Raw genomic sequence first — 20597 nt, forward strand, 5'->3', positions numbered from 1 at the left:
CGGGATCGAGGTCATCGCAAAGCCGACCGACCGTCAGCCCACAACCGCCGCCGCCTGACCGGCCCCGGCCGTCACCAAAATTTGGCGATAGCTCTACTCCGGTCCTGATGCACTTGCGCGAGCAGCATTCGATTAGGCCAGTGCGTGTGTGTTGGCCGCAGGGCAGTGTTCAGGGCCCGCGTGCCGCCGTCTTTTGATCCGTCCGCCTTCTAGTACCGGTGAAGCAACGGAGGTAATCCGGAACATCGAATAGTCGTCAGCAGCATCGTCGGACTAAGCCGCACGCGATCACCGCACCGGTTGGCGCGCGGATGTCGGCAACTGCAATGCCGATCCCCCTCCATTGCCGAGGAGTGTTCGGCACTCCCAAGTCGATTTTGCGTCGATCGCTATAGCGCGACAATCTGGATGGGAATACGCACTTCCATCCTGATTGCCGCGCCGCAGATCGCTAAGCTTCTGTTCTCAAAGCTCGACCAGCCAAGCGCGCAGTCTCACGATTAACCGCATCTGCGAGCGCTGCCTCCCGCCGCCTTCGGAAGCGCAGCGGGTTGGGCGCCGGGACGCAGAGTGGTAGCCCAACGCCCTTTCGCGATCCTGCGCACCATTATAGGTCACCCAGGCTCCATCAAGAGGGCGCCCATGCCCGTGATTGTGGTGAGCAACTCCGTCGCACTCTGGATGATCTGGGGACCAGCAGAGTACCATCCCGCCGCCCGAATTAACACCTAAGCAGCGAGGCGGCTACATCGCACTCATCTGCGCAAACAGAATTGCCGCCTCAGACGGTTCGAGCCCGACGATGCCCACGAAGGCTGCCGGAGGCGTCGGAATGACCTCGCTGATCGGTCTGCAGAGATGCAGGCAATACCGGCTATTGTTGACATACTGCGAATGAGGAGGATGCAGCTGCATCACGCATTCCTCTTCATCCCAAAACAGATCCTTGACGAGGCACATCTCCTCCCAGTTTGGCGAACGCCGTGGCGTCGACACAGAGACATGCTCCCATCCTGGGCGGACGAAGCCGATGATCTTGAGTTGACAGCCACAAGGCCCCTGCACGAAGAAGACTCCGGAAGGACCAGATCCCGGTGCGGTGACGAATCGGCCATCGCGGACGCGTCCTGCCTCGAGCCTTTCTACAACTTGCTTCCTCACGCGTCCTCCTTCTTTTGGGCGATAGAGTCGAATCCGGCACCACTCGTGTCGCGCGACTCATGGATCGGACGGTTGCCACCCAGCCATCGGCGGTCCTGAACACTCCTGATCATTTGCACCTAATTTATCTTGAATGAGAACATCGAATTATCCACCCAAGAGGCCTTTCGACATCTAATTGTCAGTCGATTTTCTCGTCATGCGCGCCTTGGCTGCGAACTCGCCTCGTGCAGGCGATGCGCGCAGACATTTACGACGTTTGGCTTCGCAAGCCGCCCCAGAAGCGAGCTTGTGCTCACTTCTTCGGCGCAACGTTTCGGCTTGAGCTAACCGTGCTTGGCGCAAGATGCCAGGATCGACTAAAACGCCTCACAGCCAAAATGGCGGCGGAGGGCAATTTGCGTGGTATGATCTGGCGAACCGGCTACATTGTAACGCAAAGATACCTCGCAGACTTCAGCTCATGATCGAAAGCGACCACAGATTGTCGCCAGTTCGTCGAGCGAGAGGCTTGTAAATTCGCGTTCCGACGGTCTGACGGTGGGCTTGCATCTGGATCCATCTCATGTGTGGCGGTTAGCAGTTGCCGCCTGAGACACCGTCAATGCGTCATCTATGTGGCCGGTGAGGCCCGCCTCACGATGGATTCAGGGTCAGCGGCTCGGACGCGCAGACCGCAGAATCGAGCAGCCTCGTCCATTTGCCCTACCGCACGAGAGATTTTCGCAATTCAGCCCAGAGCCCCTTTGACGGTTCATGGAGACGCTTCAGCGCCGTGGTCGCAAGGCCTGCACCCTCGATGCAACGGTCCGCTCCGGTGGCAATCAGAACTGTCCGTCAACCTCATTTCTTTGCCGCTCCTCCGCGAGGCGAGCCAGCTTATCATATTCTTTAGCGATCTTGAAAAGCCTGCATCTGCACGCGTCGTCCTCGAGCGACTCCGCTTTTGTTCGCGTCGCTTCCGCACGGCCTCGCCAGTGTTTGGCGTCGGAGAATGGCTTCTTCTGCTTCATGCAGAGCAACATGCATTTTCTAGATCAAGAAAATGCGACACATGCCCTCCGTAAGATCCCGTAGGCTGCCTTCGCAATGCAACCCTATTTGCGGTTATCTGCGACTCGCATTGTCTGAGATCAGACAAGCTGCTCACAAACGGATGCAAGCGCGGCGAGCAAGCTTCACTGCGTCTCCTTCTCGGTTGAAACGCCGCTTTGGAAACCCCTTCACGCTAACGGAGCATGACCGGGGACATTGGGCTTCTCTGCTGGGTTCGCGTCCAATCCTGCGTGAACTGCACGACTCCCGACATAAGGGCTTGAATCGTACGTAGGGTAAGGTTGTAAGGTCTTCATGCCGCTGGCGACCTTGTCTGGCCGTACAACAGTTTCAGGAAAATTCGGAGTATGTGACCAGCTCAGATCCACCGCGACGCCTCCAAACGGCGCACTGGGGTCACGTCGGCGAATCACTGCAAGGTATCGCAAGCACGGAGCACCGAATCCTGGCGATTCGCCCAATTCAAGATGCTGCTCTCGGCGGCGTGGACGTCGGGAGGTCGGCCCCTCGCAGCTCAGAGAGGAATGACAATTGGAGCATAGACTCAACTTAGCTGGTCGTGATCAACCCGGTGAACCTGCAAATAGCCTACTCGCGCCGAAACGGGGCAGCTGTAGGCATACAAGCGGCCGTAGTGTTTGGGACGCATCCTCCCATCCCGAGGTTGTCGGCATGGAACGATGGAAAGCTAGTCGATCACGAGCTGCCTCACAGCTTGCTGAGCAATCCAGGAAGGTCGACGCCCTGAAAAATTACCAGCGCTTTCACAAGGTGCGGTTCGAGACTTCAAGGAGCCCGACTGCAAGTCCGCTTTGGCGCCGACGATCGGCTGTTGGAGCAGGTCACATGTCTTCAGCCAGCGTCTTACAAAAACAACAGGGCTTTGGGCGCCCGCTCCAAAGGACCGCAATGCAATGCGGGATCATCCCGAGCAAGCGCCGCAACAAACCGCCTTTGCAACCCGAGCGATCGTAGTGGGCGGCGGCTCGCAAGTTCGTTCAGCGAAACGGATTTGCGGTAGCGCCTTCAGCGGGCGGAGGAGAATGTCCGTAACACTTTCGTGCGGAGCGCCCGTGCTCGTGAGATCTTCGGCAGCCTGGCGGCGTATGACCATACGGATTGCCTGCGATCTGGATCCTCTGCAGGACGCCATTGCCGCTAGGTGGAGTGAGGACGGTCGGCTCTATGTCGAACGACAAATTGAGCCGCCAACCCTGTTCAGGTGCAGGTGCGCTAGAGACGACGTACCGCGCGAACTCTGAGGGAGTCACGATTGATGCTCTGTCCGAAATGTCACGCAGTTAATTGGTGCGAGGTCGTACTGCACGATCCTTGGACTGGGCGACCGGTGATCACCTGCAATTCTTGCGGTGAGTATGCCGAGTACGATTGCCTCCAGCGCAGAACTGCGCACGCGATCATCTCCGCTACTTTGGCCTGCGTGAGCCTAGAAGATCAGCGCGATCCGCGGGCGGTTGTTGATAGGATTTTGGATACGCTCGAGAATGCCGGCCTAACAATCGCCCGCACCTCAAGATGACTGGAAGACGCGCCCATGGGCGGCGCTACGAGATGCTGGCCGCTCGCCAGAGAGCATAGCTAAATGTGCGGTTCCCGCCCGATCTGTGTTGCACGCGACAGCAGCCACTCTTTTAGAGCGAACCAGAATTGGAGCAAGCACCGCAATCAGGACCCAAACCGCGATGCTGTCAACGGTACCCAGGGCGGAGCAACGGTTCGGCGCGGGATGCCTCCTTGTGGCACAGCGGCAGATGTTCCCGCAAGTACCGGACGCGCGATGATCGTCGACGTGTTCAATGTCGGGTGCCCTAACGCGACTTGGGCTCATTGACCAGAGTGACGCGCTGCCCATCGATCTCATTCCATATTCTGCCTGGCCACCACGGCACGAGGGAGCCACATCATATTGGTGACAACGGCGCGAGAACTCGGCCGATAGATCAAGGCAATCAGAGAGCGCATGCCAGAGACGGAGGATTGACTCCCGCGGCGAGGCATCTCCTATACAGTAGACGCCTCGAGTCGATTTGATGGCTCGCCTGCTCGCTTGGTACCAGCCACTGGGCAGCTTCACAACCGCGCGTAACTGTCCGCGCACACTCCTGCGGATCCACTTGCGCGCCGTTGCACAGACGACCAATACGACAGCAGCAGCTTCCGCGCCAGCTGCTCTGGAAAGGCCTGCCCTCCTCGCCTGCCTCCTAGGGAACAAGTGTAGTTTGGCATATTCACGTCAGGGCCCCACGGGGGTTGAACCGTACGTAGCGTCAGATTGTAGAGTGCAAGCTAGCTGGGCCAATCTTCGCGCGCTTCAGAATTCCCGTGGAGGAGAAGCGGGACACACCGATTGCGTCAGACGAGAGGTGCTCTGCCAAGTGGCTGAGGATCGCGCTAAGTGCGACGGATGCTGCTTATGTTCCGTTCACGCCGATAGCCGAGCCGCATGTCGACACCTCGCCTTCATGTACGAACGACAAATCCAACCTTAGAAGCTATCGAACAAGCTTGCAGCCACCTAGGGCCCAACGAGCCGCCGCGAGATCGACGCGGTCCGGAGCAATAACGTGAGAAGACCTGATGACTCCATTAGAGTTTTGCTGATCGATCAAAGTGAGGGCCAATGCCGGGCCTTGTTGCATTCAAGAATGGCGCTAGAACCGCGTTGATGTGCGGTGAACTTGTTGTGACGGGACCGCGGCAAGAGCTGTCATCATGGTGCGCTTGTCGTCGTTTCCGAATGCATGTCGTGCCATGGTCGGACGGACACAGCGCTGTTGAAGGACGGCAGACTAGATGAGACGAACGCGCGCGATCGGGTGGCGGTCATCGGGTAGCAAGAGAGAAGCTGGTACGTTCGTTGTGATTTGGCAGGTATCGCTTAGCTTGTGCACATGAGCACATCGGCCGCTCAGCTCCGGGCAGCCGTTCCTGCCTGATCACCAACATGATTGGACAGCAATCGGTTGATCACGATAAGCGCGCGCGACAGAACACGAATTTCAAGGCTTTGTTTGCGGCGCTGTTCGCGGGTTATACAGGATGAGACGCACCCGAACGATGGACACGGCAAACGCCTTCGCTCGGGATAAGCCCAACAATTCCGCCGGATTACAAACGTTCGTATACTTCTTCAAAACCCTTCGATGTGGAAGGTTTACCTGCTTACAGTTGTGCGTTCGATGCAATGCCTGTACACGGTCGATACTTCGGTGCTTCGAAAGCGAGAGCCTTCCGCATTCGAACAGGCCAGACGCGATTGAAGGTCATCGATCGCGGAAAGACATTCACCTGCCCAGAGAACTAATTTGTCAAACCAAAAGAGAAGAGGGCGGGTCGCTCTCATCACCGGCGTGACCGGCCAGGACGGCGCCTATCTCGCCGAATACCTGCTGTCGCTCGGCTATGTCGTGCACGGCATCAAGCGGCGCTCGTCCTCGTTCAACACCGCGCGGGTCGACCATCTGTACCAGGATCCGCATGTGGGGGACGTGCCGTTCCTGATGCACTACGGCGACATGACGGACTCGACCAATCTGATCCGTCTGGTGCAGCAGATTCGGCCGACCGAGATCTACAATCTCGCGGCGCAAAGCCATGTCGCCGTCAGCTTCGAGAGCCCCGAATACACCGCCAACGCGGACGCAATCGGTGTGCTGCGTCTCCTGGAAGCCATCCGCATCCTCGGCATGGAGAAGGAGACGCGGTTCTACCAGGCCTCGACCTCCGAACTCTATGGTCTGGTGCAGGAGATTCCGCAGAAGGAGACCACACCATTCTATCCGCGCTCGCCTTATGGCGTGGCAAAACTCTACGGCTACTGGATCACGGTGAACTATCGCGAAGCCTATGGCATGTTCGCGGCCAACGGCATCCTGTTCAACCATGAGAGCCCGATCCGCGGTGAGACGTTCGTCACCCGCAAGATCACCCGCGGGGTCGCCCGCATCGAGCTCGGTCTGGAGCAGACGCTCTATCTCGGCAATCTCTCGGCCAAGCGCGACTGGGGCCATGCCCGGGATTATGTCGAAGGCATGCACAAGATCCTGCAAGCGGACAAGCCCGACGACTTCGTGCTCGCCACCGGCGAGACGCGGTCGGTGCGCGAGATGGTCGAACTGTCGTTCGCGCAAGTGGGCCGCCGCATCGAATGGCGCGGCGGGGGGGTCGACGAGACCGGCGTCGACGCGAACAGCGGCAAGACCGTGGTGAAGATCGATCCCGCTTACTTCCGCCCGACCGAGGTCGATCTCCTGGTCGGTGATGCCAGCAAGGCGCGCGACGTGCTCGGCTGGAAGCCGAAGCGAACGTTTGCGGAACTCGTCGCGGAGATGATGGCGAGCGATCTGGCCGAAGCCAAACGGGACATCGCAAATGGCAAGCGCACCGTTTGAGCTGAAGGGCAAGAGCGTCTACGTCGCCGGCCATCGCGGTATGGTCGGTGCGGCGCTGGCGCGCCGGCTGGCGCGGGAGGACGTGAAGCTTGTCACGGTGGAGCGGCGCGAGGTCGATCTCTGCAACCAGGCTGCCGTGTTCGACTGGTTCGCGCGGGTGCGGCCGCAGGTGGTCTTCCTCGCCGCGGCAAAAGTCGGCGGCATCTTCGCCAACAACACGCTGCGCGCCGAGTTCATCTACGATAACATCGCGATCGCAGCCAATGTGATCCAGGCCGCGCATCAAAACGGGGCCGAGAAGCTGATGTTTCTGGGCTCGTCCTGCATCTATCCGAAGCTGGCGCCGCAGCCGCTGCGCGAGGACTCGGTCCTATCAGGCCCGCTGGAACCGACCAACGAGCCCTATGCGATCGCCAAGATCGCGGGCGTCAAGATGGCGGAGGCCTATCGCAGCCAATATGGCAGCGACTTCATCAACGTGATGCCGACCAATCTCTACGGTCCCGGCGACAATTATCACCCCGAACTGAGCCACGTCGTCGCGGCCCTGATCCGGCGCTTCCACGAGGCGAAGGTCGCGGGCGCCAACAGCGTCGTGGTGTGGGGCACCGGAACGCCCCGGCGCGAGTTCCTCTACGTTGACGACATGGCGGACGCCTGCGTGCACCTGATGAAGACTTATTCGAGCGCGGAGCTGGTCAACATCGGCACCGGCGAGGACATCACCATCGCCGAATTGGCCCGCGTCGTTGCCGGGGTCGTCGGTTACAGCGGCGAAATCAGTTTCGACACCTCCCGTCCCGACGGCACGCCGCGCAAGCTGCTCGACGTCAGCCGCCTGGCAAGGCTCGGCTGGCGTGCCACGACGTCATTTGCAGCTGGAATGCGGCTCAGTTACCGGGCCTTCTTGGCGGAATCAGCTACATCGGGCAAGAGGAGACAATCGGCGAGCTGACGACGCCTACTTGTCCGGTTTCCCGAAAGTTGTTCAAGATCGACGCTGTTTCGGGCAATCCGAAGGAGCTTTACTTGTAGTTGGAGCTCGAGCCGTGCCCCAGAAGAGAGCAAGCCGCTAGAATGGCGAATAGCTTTAGGTAGCGAATTCGCCGGGCGCGCCTTGCGGTCCAAAGATGGTCTGTTTTGAACTTCAGGTAAACCAATTAGCATGTGCGGAATTGTCGGTATCTTAGGGCGCGGTCCGGTCGCGGATCGCCTCATCGATTCACTTAAGCGACTGGAATATCGGGGCTATGACTCAGCAGGCATCGGAACGCTCAAAGGAAATCATATCGAGCTTCGGCGCGCGGAAGGCAAGCTGAAGAACCTTGAAACTCGCCTTCGCTGCTATCCGCTCGCTGGCGATATCGGGATTGGGCATACCCGCTGGGCTACTCATGGCAAGCCGACCGAGCACAATGCTCATCCGCATGCAACGGACAATGTTGCAGTGGTCCATAACGGCATCATCGAGAATTTCCGCGAGCTGCGTGCAGAGCTGAAACAGGGTGGCGCCCTTTTCGCCTCTGAAACAGATACGGAAGTGGTGGCGCATCTTCTCGACTTTTATCTGAAGAATGGCTGCTCCCCGGAGGACGCAGTAAAAGCGTCGCTGCCGCGGCTAGCGGGCGCGTTTTCGCTTGCAATCCTGTTCAAGGGCCAACACGACCTCATGATCGGGGCGCGCAAGGGCTCACCGCTTGCGATCGGGTATGGTGAAGGCGAAATGTATCTCGGATCGGATGCTATCGCGCTCGCCCCGCTTACCGATTTGATCACCTATCTCGAGGACGGCGATCTGGCTGTACTCAACCGCAACTTCAGCGTGGTCTACGACGTACAAGGCATCGTCGCTCACCGCGAGGTGGTGACATCCGGCGCGTCGTCACTTCTCGCTGACAAAGGAAACTACCGCCACTTCATGGCGAAGGAAATCCACGAACAACCAAATGTAATCGGGGAGACACTGGCGCATTACGTCGAGGTCGCCACCGCGAGCGTGGCACTGCCGCAGCAGGTTCCGTTCGATTTCAATGAGGTCGGGCATATCTCGATCACGGCTTGCGGTACGGCAGGCTATGCCGGCCATATCGCCAAATACTGGTTCGAGCGGCTGGCTCGTCTTCCGGTCGAGCTCGATGTTGCCTCCGAGTTTCGCTATCGTGAGGCACCGATGCGCAAGGGAGATCTTGGTATCTTCATTTCGCAATCAGGCGAGACGGCCGATACGCTGGCCGCGCTCCGCTACGCTAAATCGCAAGGCCTGCATACCCTCTCGATCGTGAACGTAATGGGTTCGACCATTGCGCGCGAAAGCGGGACAGTATTGAGGACACTCGCGGGACCCGAAATAGGCGTCGCCTCGACAAAGGCATTCACATGTCAGCTGGTCGTTCTGGCGGCACTTGCGGTCGCTGCGGGCAAGGCGCGCGGTGAATTATCCGAGAGGGACGAGGTCGAGCTCGTACGAGCGCTGATCGAAATCCCCCGGCTAGTTGCATCGGCGCTTGCCTGCGAGCCGCAGATCGAGAAGCTTGCACGCGACATCGCCAAATCGCGTGACGTGCTATATCTTGGTCGCGGCACGTCGTTTCCACTAGCGCTTGAAGGGGCATTGAAGCTGAAGGAGATCTCCTACATTCACGCAGCCGGCTATGCGGCCGGAGAGCTCAAGCACGGGCCCATCGCCTTGGTCGACGAGAGCGTTCCGGTAATCGTCATCGCTCCTTGGGACCGGGTGTTCGACAAAACCATGTCGAACATGCAGGAGGTCGCCGCACGCGGCGGCAAGATTATCTTGATCACGGACGCGAGGGGAGCTGCGGAGGTGTCCCTAGATTCACTCGCGACGATCGTGCTGCCGGAAATGGGAGCGACATTTACGCCCATTGTCTATGCCATTCCGGTGCAGCTCCTAGCCTACCACACGGCCACCCAGATGGGCACGGATGTCGACCAACCTCGAAATCTCGCGAAATCAGTTACCGTCGAATGAGCCAAGGCGACGGCACTTGGGATTGTGGTGGCTCAGAAACGGAAGCCGCACAAAGCCCCGGCCCTTCTCATCACGATCTGCCTCCCGGTTTCAGGCCCGACGCAATCGCATGGCGTGCTGGTTGTGCCGGTTCATGGTCTTCGTCTACGCAAGCTGGGACGGTGCGAAAACTCTAAGGCCAATCAGGTGGCAGCGCTGACGTAGCCTTGCCTCCGCCGAGCAAGGAGCTGACTGATGGCGGCGTTCCGATTGCTGGGACGGGCTCATAGTTCGTGACGAACTCCAAGTTTTTTGAGAGGGCGGCATATTGCAGCCAGATGGACCTGTTCGATTGACAACGAATGCCTGTCGTCGATGCACGGCGCATTTCTCTCTTCACTACTGGTTTCGACCGTATTTGGACCGTGGCGCCCTCGATGTCCAAGGCACATGCGCTTCGAACGGCGACGTGGCGCTTGCCGAGCACGGCGATCCCGCTGCGGACGGGCTTAAACAAGCAACACTCACCAAACCTCTCGTCAAACCTCGAGGCAACTCGGGGGGGTTGCCTTGCGAGCGAAACAACGTCGGAAAATCTGTACGACCTTGCTGCAATTGCCGAAAATATGCCGGAAACGTCAGGCGCTTACGGGTCGGTCGACAGTGCCGTGATGGCAGATTCGCGGCCATAACACTGCACTCGGCTGGCGTGAGAGTTTCTCCGGAGCCGGCCAATCCAAACCTGAGAGGAAACTCGCGATGTCACCAGCCTCCCTTGCGCAAGCGTCAAATGCCAAATCGCGCATTGGCGCCATCTTTCGTGCCACGAGCGGTAATTTCCTCGAACAGTTCGACTTCTTTTTGTTCGGGTTCTACGCCAGCGCCATCGGAAACGCATTCTTTCCAGCGGGAAGCGAAACCGCTTCTCTGCTCAACACCTTCGGTGTGTTCTGGCTGGGGGCGCTGATGCGACCTGTCGGCGCGATCGTGTTGGGAGCCTATATCGACCAGATTGGCCGTCGGCAAGGTCTGATCATCACGCTTTCGATCATGGCTATTGGCACAGTCATCATCGCGTTCTGTCCCGGTTATGCAACGATCGGCATCGCCGCACCCGTCATCGTGCTGTTCGGGCGACTTTTGCAGGGCTTTTCTGCCGGCGTTGAAGTTGGCGGCGTTTCCGTCTACCTCTCCGAAATTGCCACTGCGGGCAATCGCGGTTTTTACACGTCGTTTCAGTCATCGAGCCAGCAGGTCGCCATCTTTGTCGCGGCTCTTATCGGATATTTTTTAAGCGAAGCTCTTCCGGCCGAAATGGTTGCCGCCTGGGGCTGGCGGATCCCGTTCTTCCTTGGCTGCTTAATCGTTCCGCTTATCTTCTTCCTGCGCCGCACCCTGGAGGAAACTCCGGAGTTTCTCGTCATGAAGAGCCACCCAACGGCCCGCGAGGTGCTTGCCTCGACAGTTGCGAACTGGCGCATTGTCATTCTTGGCATGATGATCGCGATGCTGACGACGACGACCTTCTATTTCGCCACCGTGTACACGCCTACCTTCGGCAAGCACGTCTTGCAGCTCTCCTCGCAGAACACGCTCTTGGTGACGCTTTTGGTCGCCGTGACGAACTTCATCTGGAACCCAATCGGCGGCGCAATCTCTGACAGAATTGGCCGGAAGCCTGTCTTGCTGACCATTGCCGGCCTCGCCTTGGTGACTGTCTATCCGGCACTGTCTTGGCTTGTAACAAACCCAAGCTTCGGCAAGATGCTGGCAGTGGAGATGATGTTGTCGTTCTACTTTGGCACCTATAGCGGCGCCATGTTGGGCGCTCTGGTCGAGATCGTGCCGAAGCATGTTCGCACAACCTGCTTTTCTTTGGCCTTCGCACTTGCCGCGGCTCTGTTTGGTACGTTTACGCCGCTCGCGTCCACCTGGCTGATCGATCGGACCGATGACAAGGCCTCGCCCGGTTTCTGGCTGATGTTTGCAGCTTTCCTCGGCATCATCGCCGCACTCACGATCTATCCAGGAAACGCCAAGAGAGTTGCGAATACATCGCGGGCAGAGCGAACCAACCGGGCCGTAAAGGCGCAATTAAGCACGTATTAGCGGCGCTCGCACGGAGACGTTCACCGCGCAACCTGAACTGAGCCTGGCGCGTGACTGTCTTTGCGGTGATCTCACGGTGGTCCGCGTGCCGCTCTGCGGATCACTATCTCTGCGATTTGAGCAGTATCAGGGAGGTCCGGCGCCGATGTTGATGGCCGAGCATTGTCGCGACGCTCCACACCGTCCCGTGGCCGAACGGCGGGAGGGTCATCTTCGCACCTTCCAGTCACGCGAAAACGGCAGAACTCGCGCGGGGCGCATCCCTCGCGCGTGCTCCTGGATTGCGGCTGCCAAACAAGCTAAACGCCTTCTGACTTCAGGAATTCGCCAGCGAACTCGTCTATCACAAGTCAGCCTAACGAGATGTCTGTTATCTTGACTTGATACGAGCCTCTCGGTGCTCAACTACGCAAGTTGAAGGCATCCCCTTCCTTACCATATTTCGTAGTGATCAGCCGATAAGGTCGATGTTACCTGGTGCAACCGGGCGACGGGGCAATGCATGACCAAGGCCCAGTCCATCACTGGCTCTGCTCGATCAGCCGCGACTTCACCCGCCGCCAGCTTGCGCGGATGCCGTACCGCGCGCGAGCTGTGCGAGCTCCGCCTCGAGCGCAGGGTTGCGCTCGAACATGGCATTGATCAACGCTTGCGCCGGCTGCTCGGCCGCCTCCACCCACGTCGCCTTCTCCGCTCGCGCCGAGGGCGCGAAAACACGCTTGACGACGGTTGGCGACCCCCTCAGACCGCATTTGGCCATGTCATCCACGCCGGCATTTTGGGCGCTCCATTTTATGATTGAGGCACGGGCGGCACGCAAGGCATCAATCATTGCACCACGGCGAATTTGATTGGTTGCCTCTAACATGCTGACGAGACACGGCAGCTTAGAACGCAGCACCTGGACTCCTCCTTCGCAGCGCCGTTCCGCCTCGATCGTGCGTATCTTGAAGTCTAACGCCTTGATTGTAGAAACATAAGTTAGCTGCTGGACCCCGAGCCTTTTTGCAATGCCGGGGCCCACCTGTGCCGTGTCGCCGTCAATAGTCTGCTTGCCAGTAAATATGACGTCCGGTGGGCCATATTCCCTCCCAATACTGCGAATCGCGGAGGCCAGCGCGTAACTCGTCGCCAGCGTATCGGAGCCCGCGAAACTACGATCAGTGAGCAGGACAGCACGATCGGCTCCAAATGTCAGTGCCTTTCGAAGAGATTCTTCGGCCGACGGCGGCCCCATTGTGAGGACAGTGATTTCGCCGCCGAACTTATCTCGTAGCTCGAGCGCAGCTTCCAGTGCGAAGAGATCGTATGGGTTGATGATTGTCGGCACGCCCTGACGCATGATCGTATTCGTGACAGGATGCACGCGGATTTGTGCGGAGTCGGGGACCTGTTTGATGCAGACGATGCTGTGCATATGCTTCTCCTAAGATGTTGCGCAGGCTGCCCATGACCAGCAAGTGTCATACCATCCCAGGCAGTTAGCCGATGAGGAACGAATGCAATGACGGACGACCGAGGATGAAACGGTTCTGGCGACCGCGACCGGTTACGCAAAGCGGACTTCTCCCGGTAATCTGCGTCACGGCAGAAACGTTGCCGCCGCGACCCTGCATTGACTCGAAACGTGGCCATCTCTCATAGGGCGAATTCATTGCAAACAGGCGATGACGAGATCGGCCGACGCGAAGAGGCGTTACGCTTTCCGACACGCGCCCCAAGCAAAGCCCACAAGTTTCACGTCCGGGTCTTGCACCGGAGTAAGTAGCCGGCTCTTGCAGACACTCTTCTCACCGCAGCCGAGAGAGAGAGAGAGAGAGAGAGAGAGAGAGAAGCCAGCCCGATTCCTATTCAGAAGCGCTTGATCTCGATGCCCTGCCTTCTCAATGCATACCCAATCTGGCGCGGCGTCAGTCCAAGCAGGCGCGCCGCCTTGGCCTGTACCCACCCGGACCTTTCCATCGCAGCGATAAGGCGCTCGCGATCGATGACCTTCGCCGCGCCTATTACAGGTCGGCCGGGGGGCTCAAGCGGGGTCAGTTCGCCACTGACCGGCTGAACATGTGGCACAGCTTGTGTTGGCGGCATGCTCAGCCTCGCGGGCAGTGAGATTGTCGGGCTCGGCTGTCGGTCCAATTCCTCTGGTCCGCACTTCCATAGCTTGGCCGACAGGCATTCCCCATGGCAGCACGCAAAATCGTCTCTTACGATGGACGATCCTTGCGCTAGGGTCGCGGTCCGCCGCATGCAGTTCTCGAGCTCGCGGACATTACCGGGAAATGCGCAATTCACAAGCACGTCAATCGCACCTGGATCCAAGGTCAGAGCACGGCCGTTCTCTTTGTTAAAGTTCTCCAAGAATCGAGCGGCGAGAAGCGGAATATCAGTACGTCTTTCGCGCAGGGGCGGCAGCAGCAGAGGAACCACGTTGATGCGATAATACAGATCGGCGCGAAACTCGTTTCTTGCCACCGCCTCTTCAAGATTCTTGTTCGTGGCTGCAATCACGCGGACGTCCACTTTGATCGTCTGATTGCCGCCCACGCGCTCGAATTCCTGCTCCTGAAGCACGCGCAACAGTTTCGCCTGGAATGAGGCCGAAATCTCTCCAATTTCGTCCAAAAACAACGTTCCCTTGTCGGCTAGCTCGAAGCGGCCCTTGCGCGAGTTGAATGCGCTCGTAAACGCCCCCTTCTCATGACCGAACAATTCGGATTCCAGCACCGTCTCGGTGAGAGCTGCGCAATTGAGCTTGATGAACGGGCGCTTGGCGCGCGCCGAACGCGCGTGAATAGCCTTCGCGACCAGCTCTTTGCCGGTACCCGATTCGCCACGCAGCAGAACCGTGCTGTTTGATTTTGCGATCACCTCGACCTTCTCAAGCAAGGCGCATAGCGCAGGGCTGTCGCCTATGATTCCGTCCACTTCAACCTTCTTACGCTCCCGCCCATCAGGCTTGGGCTCCGACAGCCGCTTCTGCAGCCGAAGCTCCTCGTCCGTGAGCCGCCCGCGATCGCGCGCTGACACAGAATGCAGCTTTGCCGTCCGGCCCAGCAAGCTAGCGACCATGATCAGCAGGCCGAGGTCATCTTGAAGCTGCGCACGCGACCTATCGTCCGCGATTCGGTCGACGCTCAGCGTGCCAACAACTTTGTCGTCAATGTCTATGGGAACGCCGATGAACGCGACACGGGTCGTGCCGGCCGCGTCTAGCATGCCGAGGTCCGAAGGAGTGAAGGCCGAATGCAGCGCTACATCCTCCACGATAAGCGGCCGCCGCGTCGTCAAGATCTGATCAATTGCTCCTCGCGGCAAGCGTAGCCCACTGCGCTCATCGTGCGCCTCGCTCCCGTCGCCACCTACGAAGATCTCCGGCGTTCCGTCGTGATCGAAGAGACATACGATGCCGCGCCGCATCTGTAAAAGCGACCGCAGACACTCGATGACGCTCGCCATCTTGGCTTCTAGCCGGCAGAGGCCGGTGAGGGTGTGCGCTATTTCAAAGATCGTGTTTAGCGATTTCTGTTGCGACGGCACAATATAGTCGGAAGGGTCCGCCTCGGGGGTTGGGTTTGGATTTTCGCGTGGGGAAACGCCATCCAGCATAACGACTTCTCCGTTCCTTTCTTGATCCTCCCCATCAGCGCGATCGGATTTGTTGCAATCGCGTTGCATGCCAATCCTCGATCCGACATCCAGTCCTCCGGTCGGGCCGAGAGGTCACGCTCTTGGCACCGCCGGCAGCTCTTACAGAGATTCGATTTCCTGCTCTCTTTGCAGCTCGCCGCACCGATTCGCCCCCGCTAAATGGCCTTCATTGCTTAAGTCCAGACCGACTCGGCAGGAGCGGCCTCGGTCACAAGCGTTGTCCGCCATTGATCGGTACTTCGGCGCCAGAAGTGGGATCTTTGGCACAAGATGCGCTTCGGTGTCAGGCGACAATGTGTCCCTCTTGATTTCGCCGGGCGCGATGCCATGTGAAGTATAGTCGTGCGCCATTTCGCGCGTGAGACAAGCGAGTGCGGCTTTCGAAATTGCATGTGCCGTGCCTGCAAAGCGATTGAGGTCACATTGACGATCGCCCCTGAAGCTGCTTTTAGTTCGTCGAATAGACCTTCAGCGAGCAGGATCGGCGCCACCAGATTCAGGTGAAACACCATCATCCTGGTATCGACTGAGGTCGCCAGCGACGTCAGCCGAGTACCGTTCGGCGTCTTTGGTGAGTTTACGGCGTTGTTGATCAGTCCGTGCAACCGTGCCCCGGCAAGGCGCTCCTTGAACGGCAAGCACCCGCGGCAGGCTGCGATGCTCGCTCAGGTCGACGTTGATACAGCTGTCGCCGTCTGTGTCCCCATGGGCAGCGCACCGCATTGAATGGTTGGCGCGCGCAGGAAATGACGCGCCAACCGGCCTCCGAAAGCAATTTTCCGGTGGCGCGACCTATACCGCGCGATGCCCCCGTCAATACCAGCGTCTTCCGCTCACGCAGCGAACGGCCCGCTCGATCGGCGTGAACTGGACGGCCAGGGCCCGTTTCCGACGATTGAGCTGGGATCGCTTTGTCATCTGGTGGATCTAGACTCACGCGCGGCTCCCTCCCCCTCCCCTCGGCTGTGCACTTGGCGCAGGATACGGGCCAGAGCGATGCAGGGCACAAGGGGAGCACTTTACGACCCAAATGGCAGGTTCCGAACAGCTGGTGTTTGCTTTTCGACAGCAGCAACGCCGCAGAAACTTGTGTCGTCTAGCTGCCGGACGCGCCGCCCAATGCGTGCGCTACGTCTCGGAGCCGAGAGACTTAGTCCCAGGCAAGATGGCTGCGCCTCACTCCGCGGGTGGTACCGACCGGCCGCCGGCCGCGCTGTTCATCATGCCTCGGTCCGATAGAACTCTGCGAACGGCTCATGAATGACGCGGTCATCAAGCAAACGAGCTGACCGCAAAAGGATTGCCCAGCAAAGGCGAACCATTTACCGGACGCGCCTCCTTGCTGCTGAGACATTCTGACGCGACTGTCGGCTCCGTCAGATTTCCTTGGCGGCCCGGACGCTCCATGGCCCTGCTCTTCACCGTCTGGCCAGCTATGGCGATTTAGGCCCGATGATGACACGACCATGGCCTTTCCGCGCGGCCCGACTGACACATGACGGCCCGGAGCATTGCGAGGCAGGGCCGCCGGCGCTCTCCGGCATTGGCCTACGTTTCGCAAGCGTCCGCCCCGCCACCCGCACCGGATCCGTGATAGTGCGCCGGTCACCCGATAAAATCGATTCGTTACTTATTGCCGACCTGCTGCTCGCCATCCTTCCGGCGCTTAAATCGAGCTCGGCGAGAGGTCGATGCCGATAAGGTCCCCCTTGAGCAGCGCGACGCCGGCACTCTCCATCGCCACGTCGGTACCGTCGCCTGCGGAGGGAAGGTCCTGTCCGCCGCTTCTGTGAGCGCGAAACTCGATATTCGAGACCATCCGTATGCGGCTGATGATCTGGCCGACCATTGCTTAGGCTCGAGACGATTTGTGGCACGTCATGAAGCGGCGAAATGCTCGTATGGGTTATCGATCATCGTCAGGTGCTCCGGATTGCTCAAATCGAATTCAATTATGCGTGGCACGAGCAGACGGGCATAGCGCGTGAAGGCGCTGGTGGGCGGGAAGCGGATCACGGTCGCGCATCGCGCAAGAAGATACATGTCGATAAGAGCGGAAGCTCCGCCTTCAATTCCCATTTCCGCACTATGCAACGGCCCAGCCCGATCGGCCTGGAACCGTTTTGGCACGGCGAAGACATCGGGAAACAGACCCGACACGTGATCGAGCACCTGTGCACTATCCGTGCACAGGAAGACCTTTACCGGCTTTGGATATGGCAAGGCCTTGGCTTTGCGGATCGCCATACAGACCTGACGAAGCGCGAGCTCTGAATCGGCCCAGTACGGCGCATGCCCCATGATATCTTCGCCGTTGCCGTGCCGAACATGAACGCCGATGACGCTGTGGCCGCTAAAGTGGTCCTCATACAAAACCTCGATCCGCGTTTGAATCTCGGACCTGAGCTTGATGTTCCGAAAAATCAGTCGTTCAGCTTCCTCGCCACAACGCCACATCAGGCAAGCGTCACAGACAATTGTGTTGGCTTCGTTATCTTCTCGTGCCTGGAACAGCTCGGTCAGTTCGTCACGTTCTCGGAAGATCTGCTCGTCCGGACGATTGATGCAGTCGATTGATGGCCTATTCCACCAACTCGGGTAGAACGGTCCGGGGAACGAGAGCTGGTTGATCCGATCATCGCAAATCACCGGCACGCCAGCGATCTCCTCAACCGGCTCAAAGAACACCGGAAAGGCGTTGCTGAACGGCTGGTCGACATAGCACGAACCGCGCCAATCGATGACGAGCGTCCGCCCGGTCCGCTGCGCATACGACCAGGCTGACGCCAACGACCAGAGGCAATCACCAAATCCAGTACGCCTCCGAGAAATAACAAAGCGTTCGTTCGTCAAGTTGAGACACCCTTCTCGTTGCGCAACATCACTTTATGTGCCGCACCTACTCATCTGGGATTCCGATCGACGCCAATGGACGGCTGGTTCCCCAGACGCAAGGCGATCAACTCGCACGCCGACCCTCGCTAGCATCGCGATTGGCAGATCATGCAAGACGCGCTCATTGAGCCCTCCGTATGCTGATCTTTTTACAAACGCGCATTCCGTGATGGATGCAGCCGAATGCGGCGCTGATCCCAGAGCCCGCGCAGCTCCATCACGAGAGCCTCCCTCTTGGCCCCATCAGAGGTGACGCTGTCGAGAAGATCGCCTACAACAGCTTCCTTCTCAATTTGCATCAGCATTTCGAACAGATCACGCGAAACGCGCACGCTGTCACGCTTGGAGTGACCCATGCGGATCTCACACACTGTCTCCTGGCGTTCTCGATCCGCATGAGCGCGAACGCGGTAAAGAGATACGTGGGGCGGCAGTGACACAGCGAGCGCAGTCCAGCTTTCGAGCGTTGCCGCCCGCTTCTTGACGAGGAATGACCCGATGACAAGGCCATCCAGCTCAGTCGACAAAAACGCTGTAATCGCATCGGCAACGGAATCGACGATCGGCTCGGCATTGTTGTTGAAGGACGTATTAAGCAGAATCGGGACGCCTGTCCGGCTCTTGAACGCATTGATGAGTTCCCAATAGGCGGCATTGTTCGTGCGGGAAACCGTTTGCAGCCGAGCCGTACCATCGACATGCGTGATCGCCCCCAGCAATGGACGCATGGATTCTCGCACGCGAACGACGAAGTTCATGAAGGGGTATTCTGCGCGACTATCCGGCAGCTCGAAGAAGGCGCCCGCATCCTCCTCCAGAACTGACGGTGCAAATGGTCGATAGCTTTCGCGCTTCTTGACCATCGCGTTGATCCGATCCTTGTTTGCGGCGGGCCTCGGGTCCGCCAGAATGCTGCGGTTGCCGAGCGCACGCGGGCCGAACTCGGACCGGCCCTGTACCCACCCGATCACGGCGCCATCCGCGATCCACTCGGCCGCTCTGGCTGCAACGTCAGCGGCCCGGTCAATCTCCAGGTGTCCGGCCCATCCCTTCAGTTCCTGTTCAATGCTATCATCGCTGCCGACATCCGGCCCCCAATATACCGCTTGCAGTCGCTCGCGGGGCGCCGGCTGGCCGGCTTCGTTAGATACCATCAGTGCCGCGCCCAATGCGCATCCGGCATCGTGCGCGGCGGGCTGCACGAAGATGTCCTCGAACAGACCTGAATACAAAAGTTTTCCGTTGAGAGTGCAGTTGTGGGCCACCCCGCCGGCCAGGCACAACCGTTTCATTCCAGTCGACTCACGATAATGCCGAAGAATGTGAAACACGATCCGCTCCAGCGCCTCCTGCAACGATGCGCTCACATCTCGATGCTGTTGCGTGAACGGCATTCCTTTTCGCCGGACCTCGATATTGCGCAACAATGCCGGGCCGATCCGGTCGAGGTGAACGCGGTAGCCACCGTTTGCGGAGAGCTCATAGAATTTGGCAAACAGCTCGCGATAGCGAGCGGGATCTCCGTAGGGAGCCAGTCCCATGACCTTATACTCGTCGAACAGGCCGTAACCGAGGAGGTATCGGATCGTCTCCAGATAGAACAGTCCGAGAGAGTTATTCTCTGGAAATGTCGCAAGCTCGGTCATTTCGGTGCCCGACCCGACCGCCAAGAGACCCGACAGAAAGTCGCCACAGCCGTCGACCGCGAGAACCAGGCTTTCTTCAAAACCCGACATCGCCAGAGCGCTCACGGCATGGGCCTGATGGTGGCCCACGAATGACACCCGCGAGGGATCAATTTCGGTACCGAATTCCGCCGCTAAAAGGTGCCGCAACAGCAGATTGGCATCTGTGGGAATTGAAGTTTCCGGCTGTGATATCAAGAGCCGTTCAAGCATCGCGTTGCAATAGGCTTCACTGGCGTAGAACGCAATACGATCGACGTCGCGAAGCTCAACGCCCGCGGCTGCAAGACAGTATTCGATCGCACTGCTCGGGAGCTTGTTTGAGTGCTTGATCCGATTGAGCCGCTCCTCTTCGACGGCGGCGATCACGCGTCCGTCTTTGACAAGTACCGCAGCGCCGTCGTGCAGAAACGTATTCGGTAGCTCAAGCGGGTTTTCATAGACCCTGTCGAGCCCACCACTCAGTCCTAGACACAGCATCTTGTTCTCCATCATCCTGAGAGGCCTTCCGGCCTATTACTTATCGCTTCGTTTGCGAGTAGGCCGCACCTCGCCGCGGATAAAATTAGGCATCACCAGCACAAAGACGCGCACGAAACGCGTGGCGCGCGACCGAAACCTTTCGTTGCGTCCGACATCTGCTGTCGCGCACGCGGTGCT

Annotated in this window: 10 protein-coding genes and 1 pseudogene; 4 read left to right on the top strand and 7 right to left on the bottom strand. The window is 58.9% G+C overall.

Annotation, left to right across the window (positions count from 1 at the left end; translation table 11 throughout):
* Positions 1 to 744 precede the first annotated feature (744 nt).
* Positions 745 to 1161 carry a DUF7694 domain-containing protein gene (locus ABIC09_RS36070; protein ID WP_354112240.1) on the bottom strand — a complete coding sequence of 139 codons (417 nt, stop codon included), beginning with the start codon at positions 1159 to 1161 and terminating at the stop codon, positions 745 to 747.
* 4382 nt (positions 1162 to 5543) lie between these two features.
* Here ABIC09_RS36070 and gmd point away from each other — a divergent pair.
* From gmd to ABIC09_RS36090, 4 genes are all read left to right on the top strand, one after another.
* Positions 5544 to 6629 carry a GDP-mannose 4,6-dehydratase gene (gene gmd, locus ABIC09_RS36075; RefSeq protein ID WP_354112241.1) on the top strand — a complete coding sequence of 362 codons (1086 nt, stop codon included), beginning with the start codon at positions 5544 to 5546 and terminating at the stop codon, positions 6627 to 6629.
* Positions 6610 to 7584: a GDP-L-fucose synthase gene (gene fcl, locus ABIC09_RS36080; protein WP_354112242.1), complete on the top strand. Its 975-nt coding sequence runs from the start codon at positions 6610 to 6612 to the stop codon at positions 7582 to 7584. The genes gmd and fcl overlap by 20 nt, the downstream gene beginning before the upstream one ends.
* Positions 7585 to 7794: 210 nt before the next feature.
* Entirely contained in the window at positions 7795 to 9621 is a 1827-nt protein-coding gene (glmS, locus tag ABIC09_RS36085) for a glutamine--fructose-6-phosphate transaminase (isomerizing) (RefSeq protein WP_354112243.1), read from the top strand.
* A 738-nt stretch (positions 9622 to 10359) separates the two neighbouring features.
* Positions 10360 to 11709, top strand: a complete 1350-nt coding sequence (locus tag ABIC09_RS36090) for an MFS transporter (protein WP_354112244.1) — start codon at positions 10360 to 10362, stop codon at positions 11707 to 11709.
* A gap of 550 nt (positions 11710 to 12259) precedes the next feature.
* Here ABIC09_RS36090 and ABIC09_RS36095 read toward each other — a convergent pair.
* From ABIC09_RS36095 to ABIC09_RS36120, 6 genes and pseudogenes are all read right to left on the bottom strand, one after another.
* Entirely contained in the window at positions 12260 to 13126 is an 867-nt protein-coding gene (locus tag ABIC09_RS36095) for an electron transfer flavoprotein subunit beta/FixA family protein (protein ID WP_354112245.1), read from the bottom strand.
* Between the two features lie 434 nt (positions 13127 to 13560).
* Positions 13561 to 15315, bottom strand: a complete 1755-nt coding sequence (gene nifA / locus ABIC09_RS36100) for a nif-specific transcriptional activator NifA (protein ID WP_354112246.1) — start codon at positions 15313 to 15315, stop codon at positions 13561 to 13563.
* 291 nt (positions 15316 to 15606) lie between these two features.
* Positions 15607 to 16294: pseudogene (locus ABIC09_RS36105) on the bottom strand (SDR family NAD(P)-dependent oxidoreductase); the annotation flags it as partial.
* A gap of 729 nt (positions 16295 to 17023) precedes the next feature.
* Positions 17024 to 17206: a hypothetical protein gene (locus ABIC09_RS36110; protein ID WP_354112247.1), complete on the bottom strand. Its 183-nt coding sequence runs from the start codon at positions 17204 to 17206 to the stop codon at positions 17024 to 17026.
* A 29-nt stretch (positions 17207 to 17235) separates the two neighbouring features.
* The gene (locus ABIC09_RS36115; RefSeq protein WP_354112248.1) at positions 17236 to 18210 is read right to left on the bottom strand and encodes a nodulation protein NodZ; all 975 of its coding nucleotides are present in this window, start codon (positions 18208 to 18210) and stop codon (positions 17236 to 17238) included.
* A gap of 191 nt (positions 18211 to 18401) precedes the next feature.
* A complete protein-coding gene (locus ABIC09_RS36120; protein WP_354112261.1) occupies positions 18402 to 20417 on the bottom strand; it encodes a carbamoyltransferase family protein in 2016 nt (671 codons plus the stop codon).
* Between the last annotated feature and the right edge of the window lie 180 nt (positions 20418 to 20597).

The organism is Bradyrhizobium sp. S3.12.5, assembly GCF_040548225.1.
Classification (GTDB): Bacteria; Pseudomonadota; Alphaproteobacteria; order Rhizobiales; family Xanthobacteraceae; genus Bradyrhizobium; species Bradyrhizobium cytisi.

Bases quoted from the DNA above. Each gene is read 5' to 3' on its own strand.
- ABIC09_RS36120 (WP_354112261.1), bottom strand. From the start codon at position 20,417: ATGCTGTGTCTAGGACTGAGTGGTGGGCTCGACAGGGTCTATGAAAAC.
- fcl (WP_354112242.1), top strand. From the start codon at position 6,610: ATGGCAAGCGCACCGTTTGAGCTGAAGGGCAAGAGCGTCTACGTCGCC.
- ABIC09_RS36110 (WP_354112247.1), bottom strand. From the start codon at position 17,206: ATGGTCGGCCAGATCATCAGCCGCATACGGATGGTCTCGAATATCGAG.
- nifA (WP_354112246.1), bottom strand. From the start codon at position 15,315: ATGCTGGATGGCGTTTCCCCACGCGAAAATCCAAACCCAACCCCCGAG.
- ABIC09_RS36095 (WP_354112245.1), bottom strand. From the start codon at position 13,126: ATGCACAGCATCGTCTGCATCAAACAGGTCCCCGACTCCGCACAAATC.
- ABIC09_RS36090 (WP_354112244.1), top strand. From the start codon at position 10,360: ATGTCACCAGCCTCCCTTGCGCAAGCGTCAAATGCCAAATCGCGCATT.
- glmS (WP_354112243.1), top strand. From the start codon at position 7,795: ATGTGCGGAATTGTCGGTATCTTAGGGCGCGGTCCGGTCGCGGATCGC.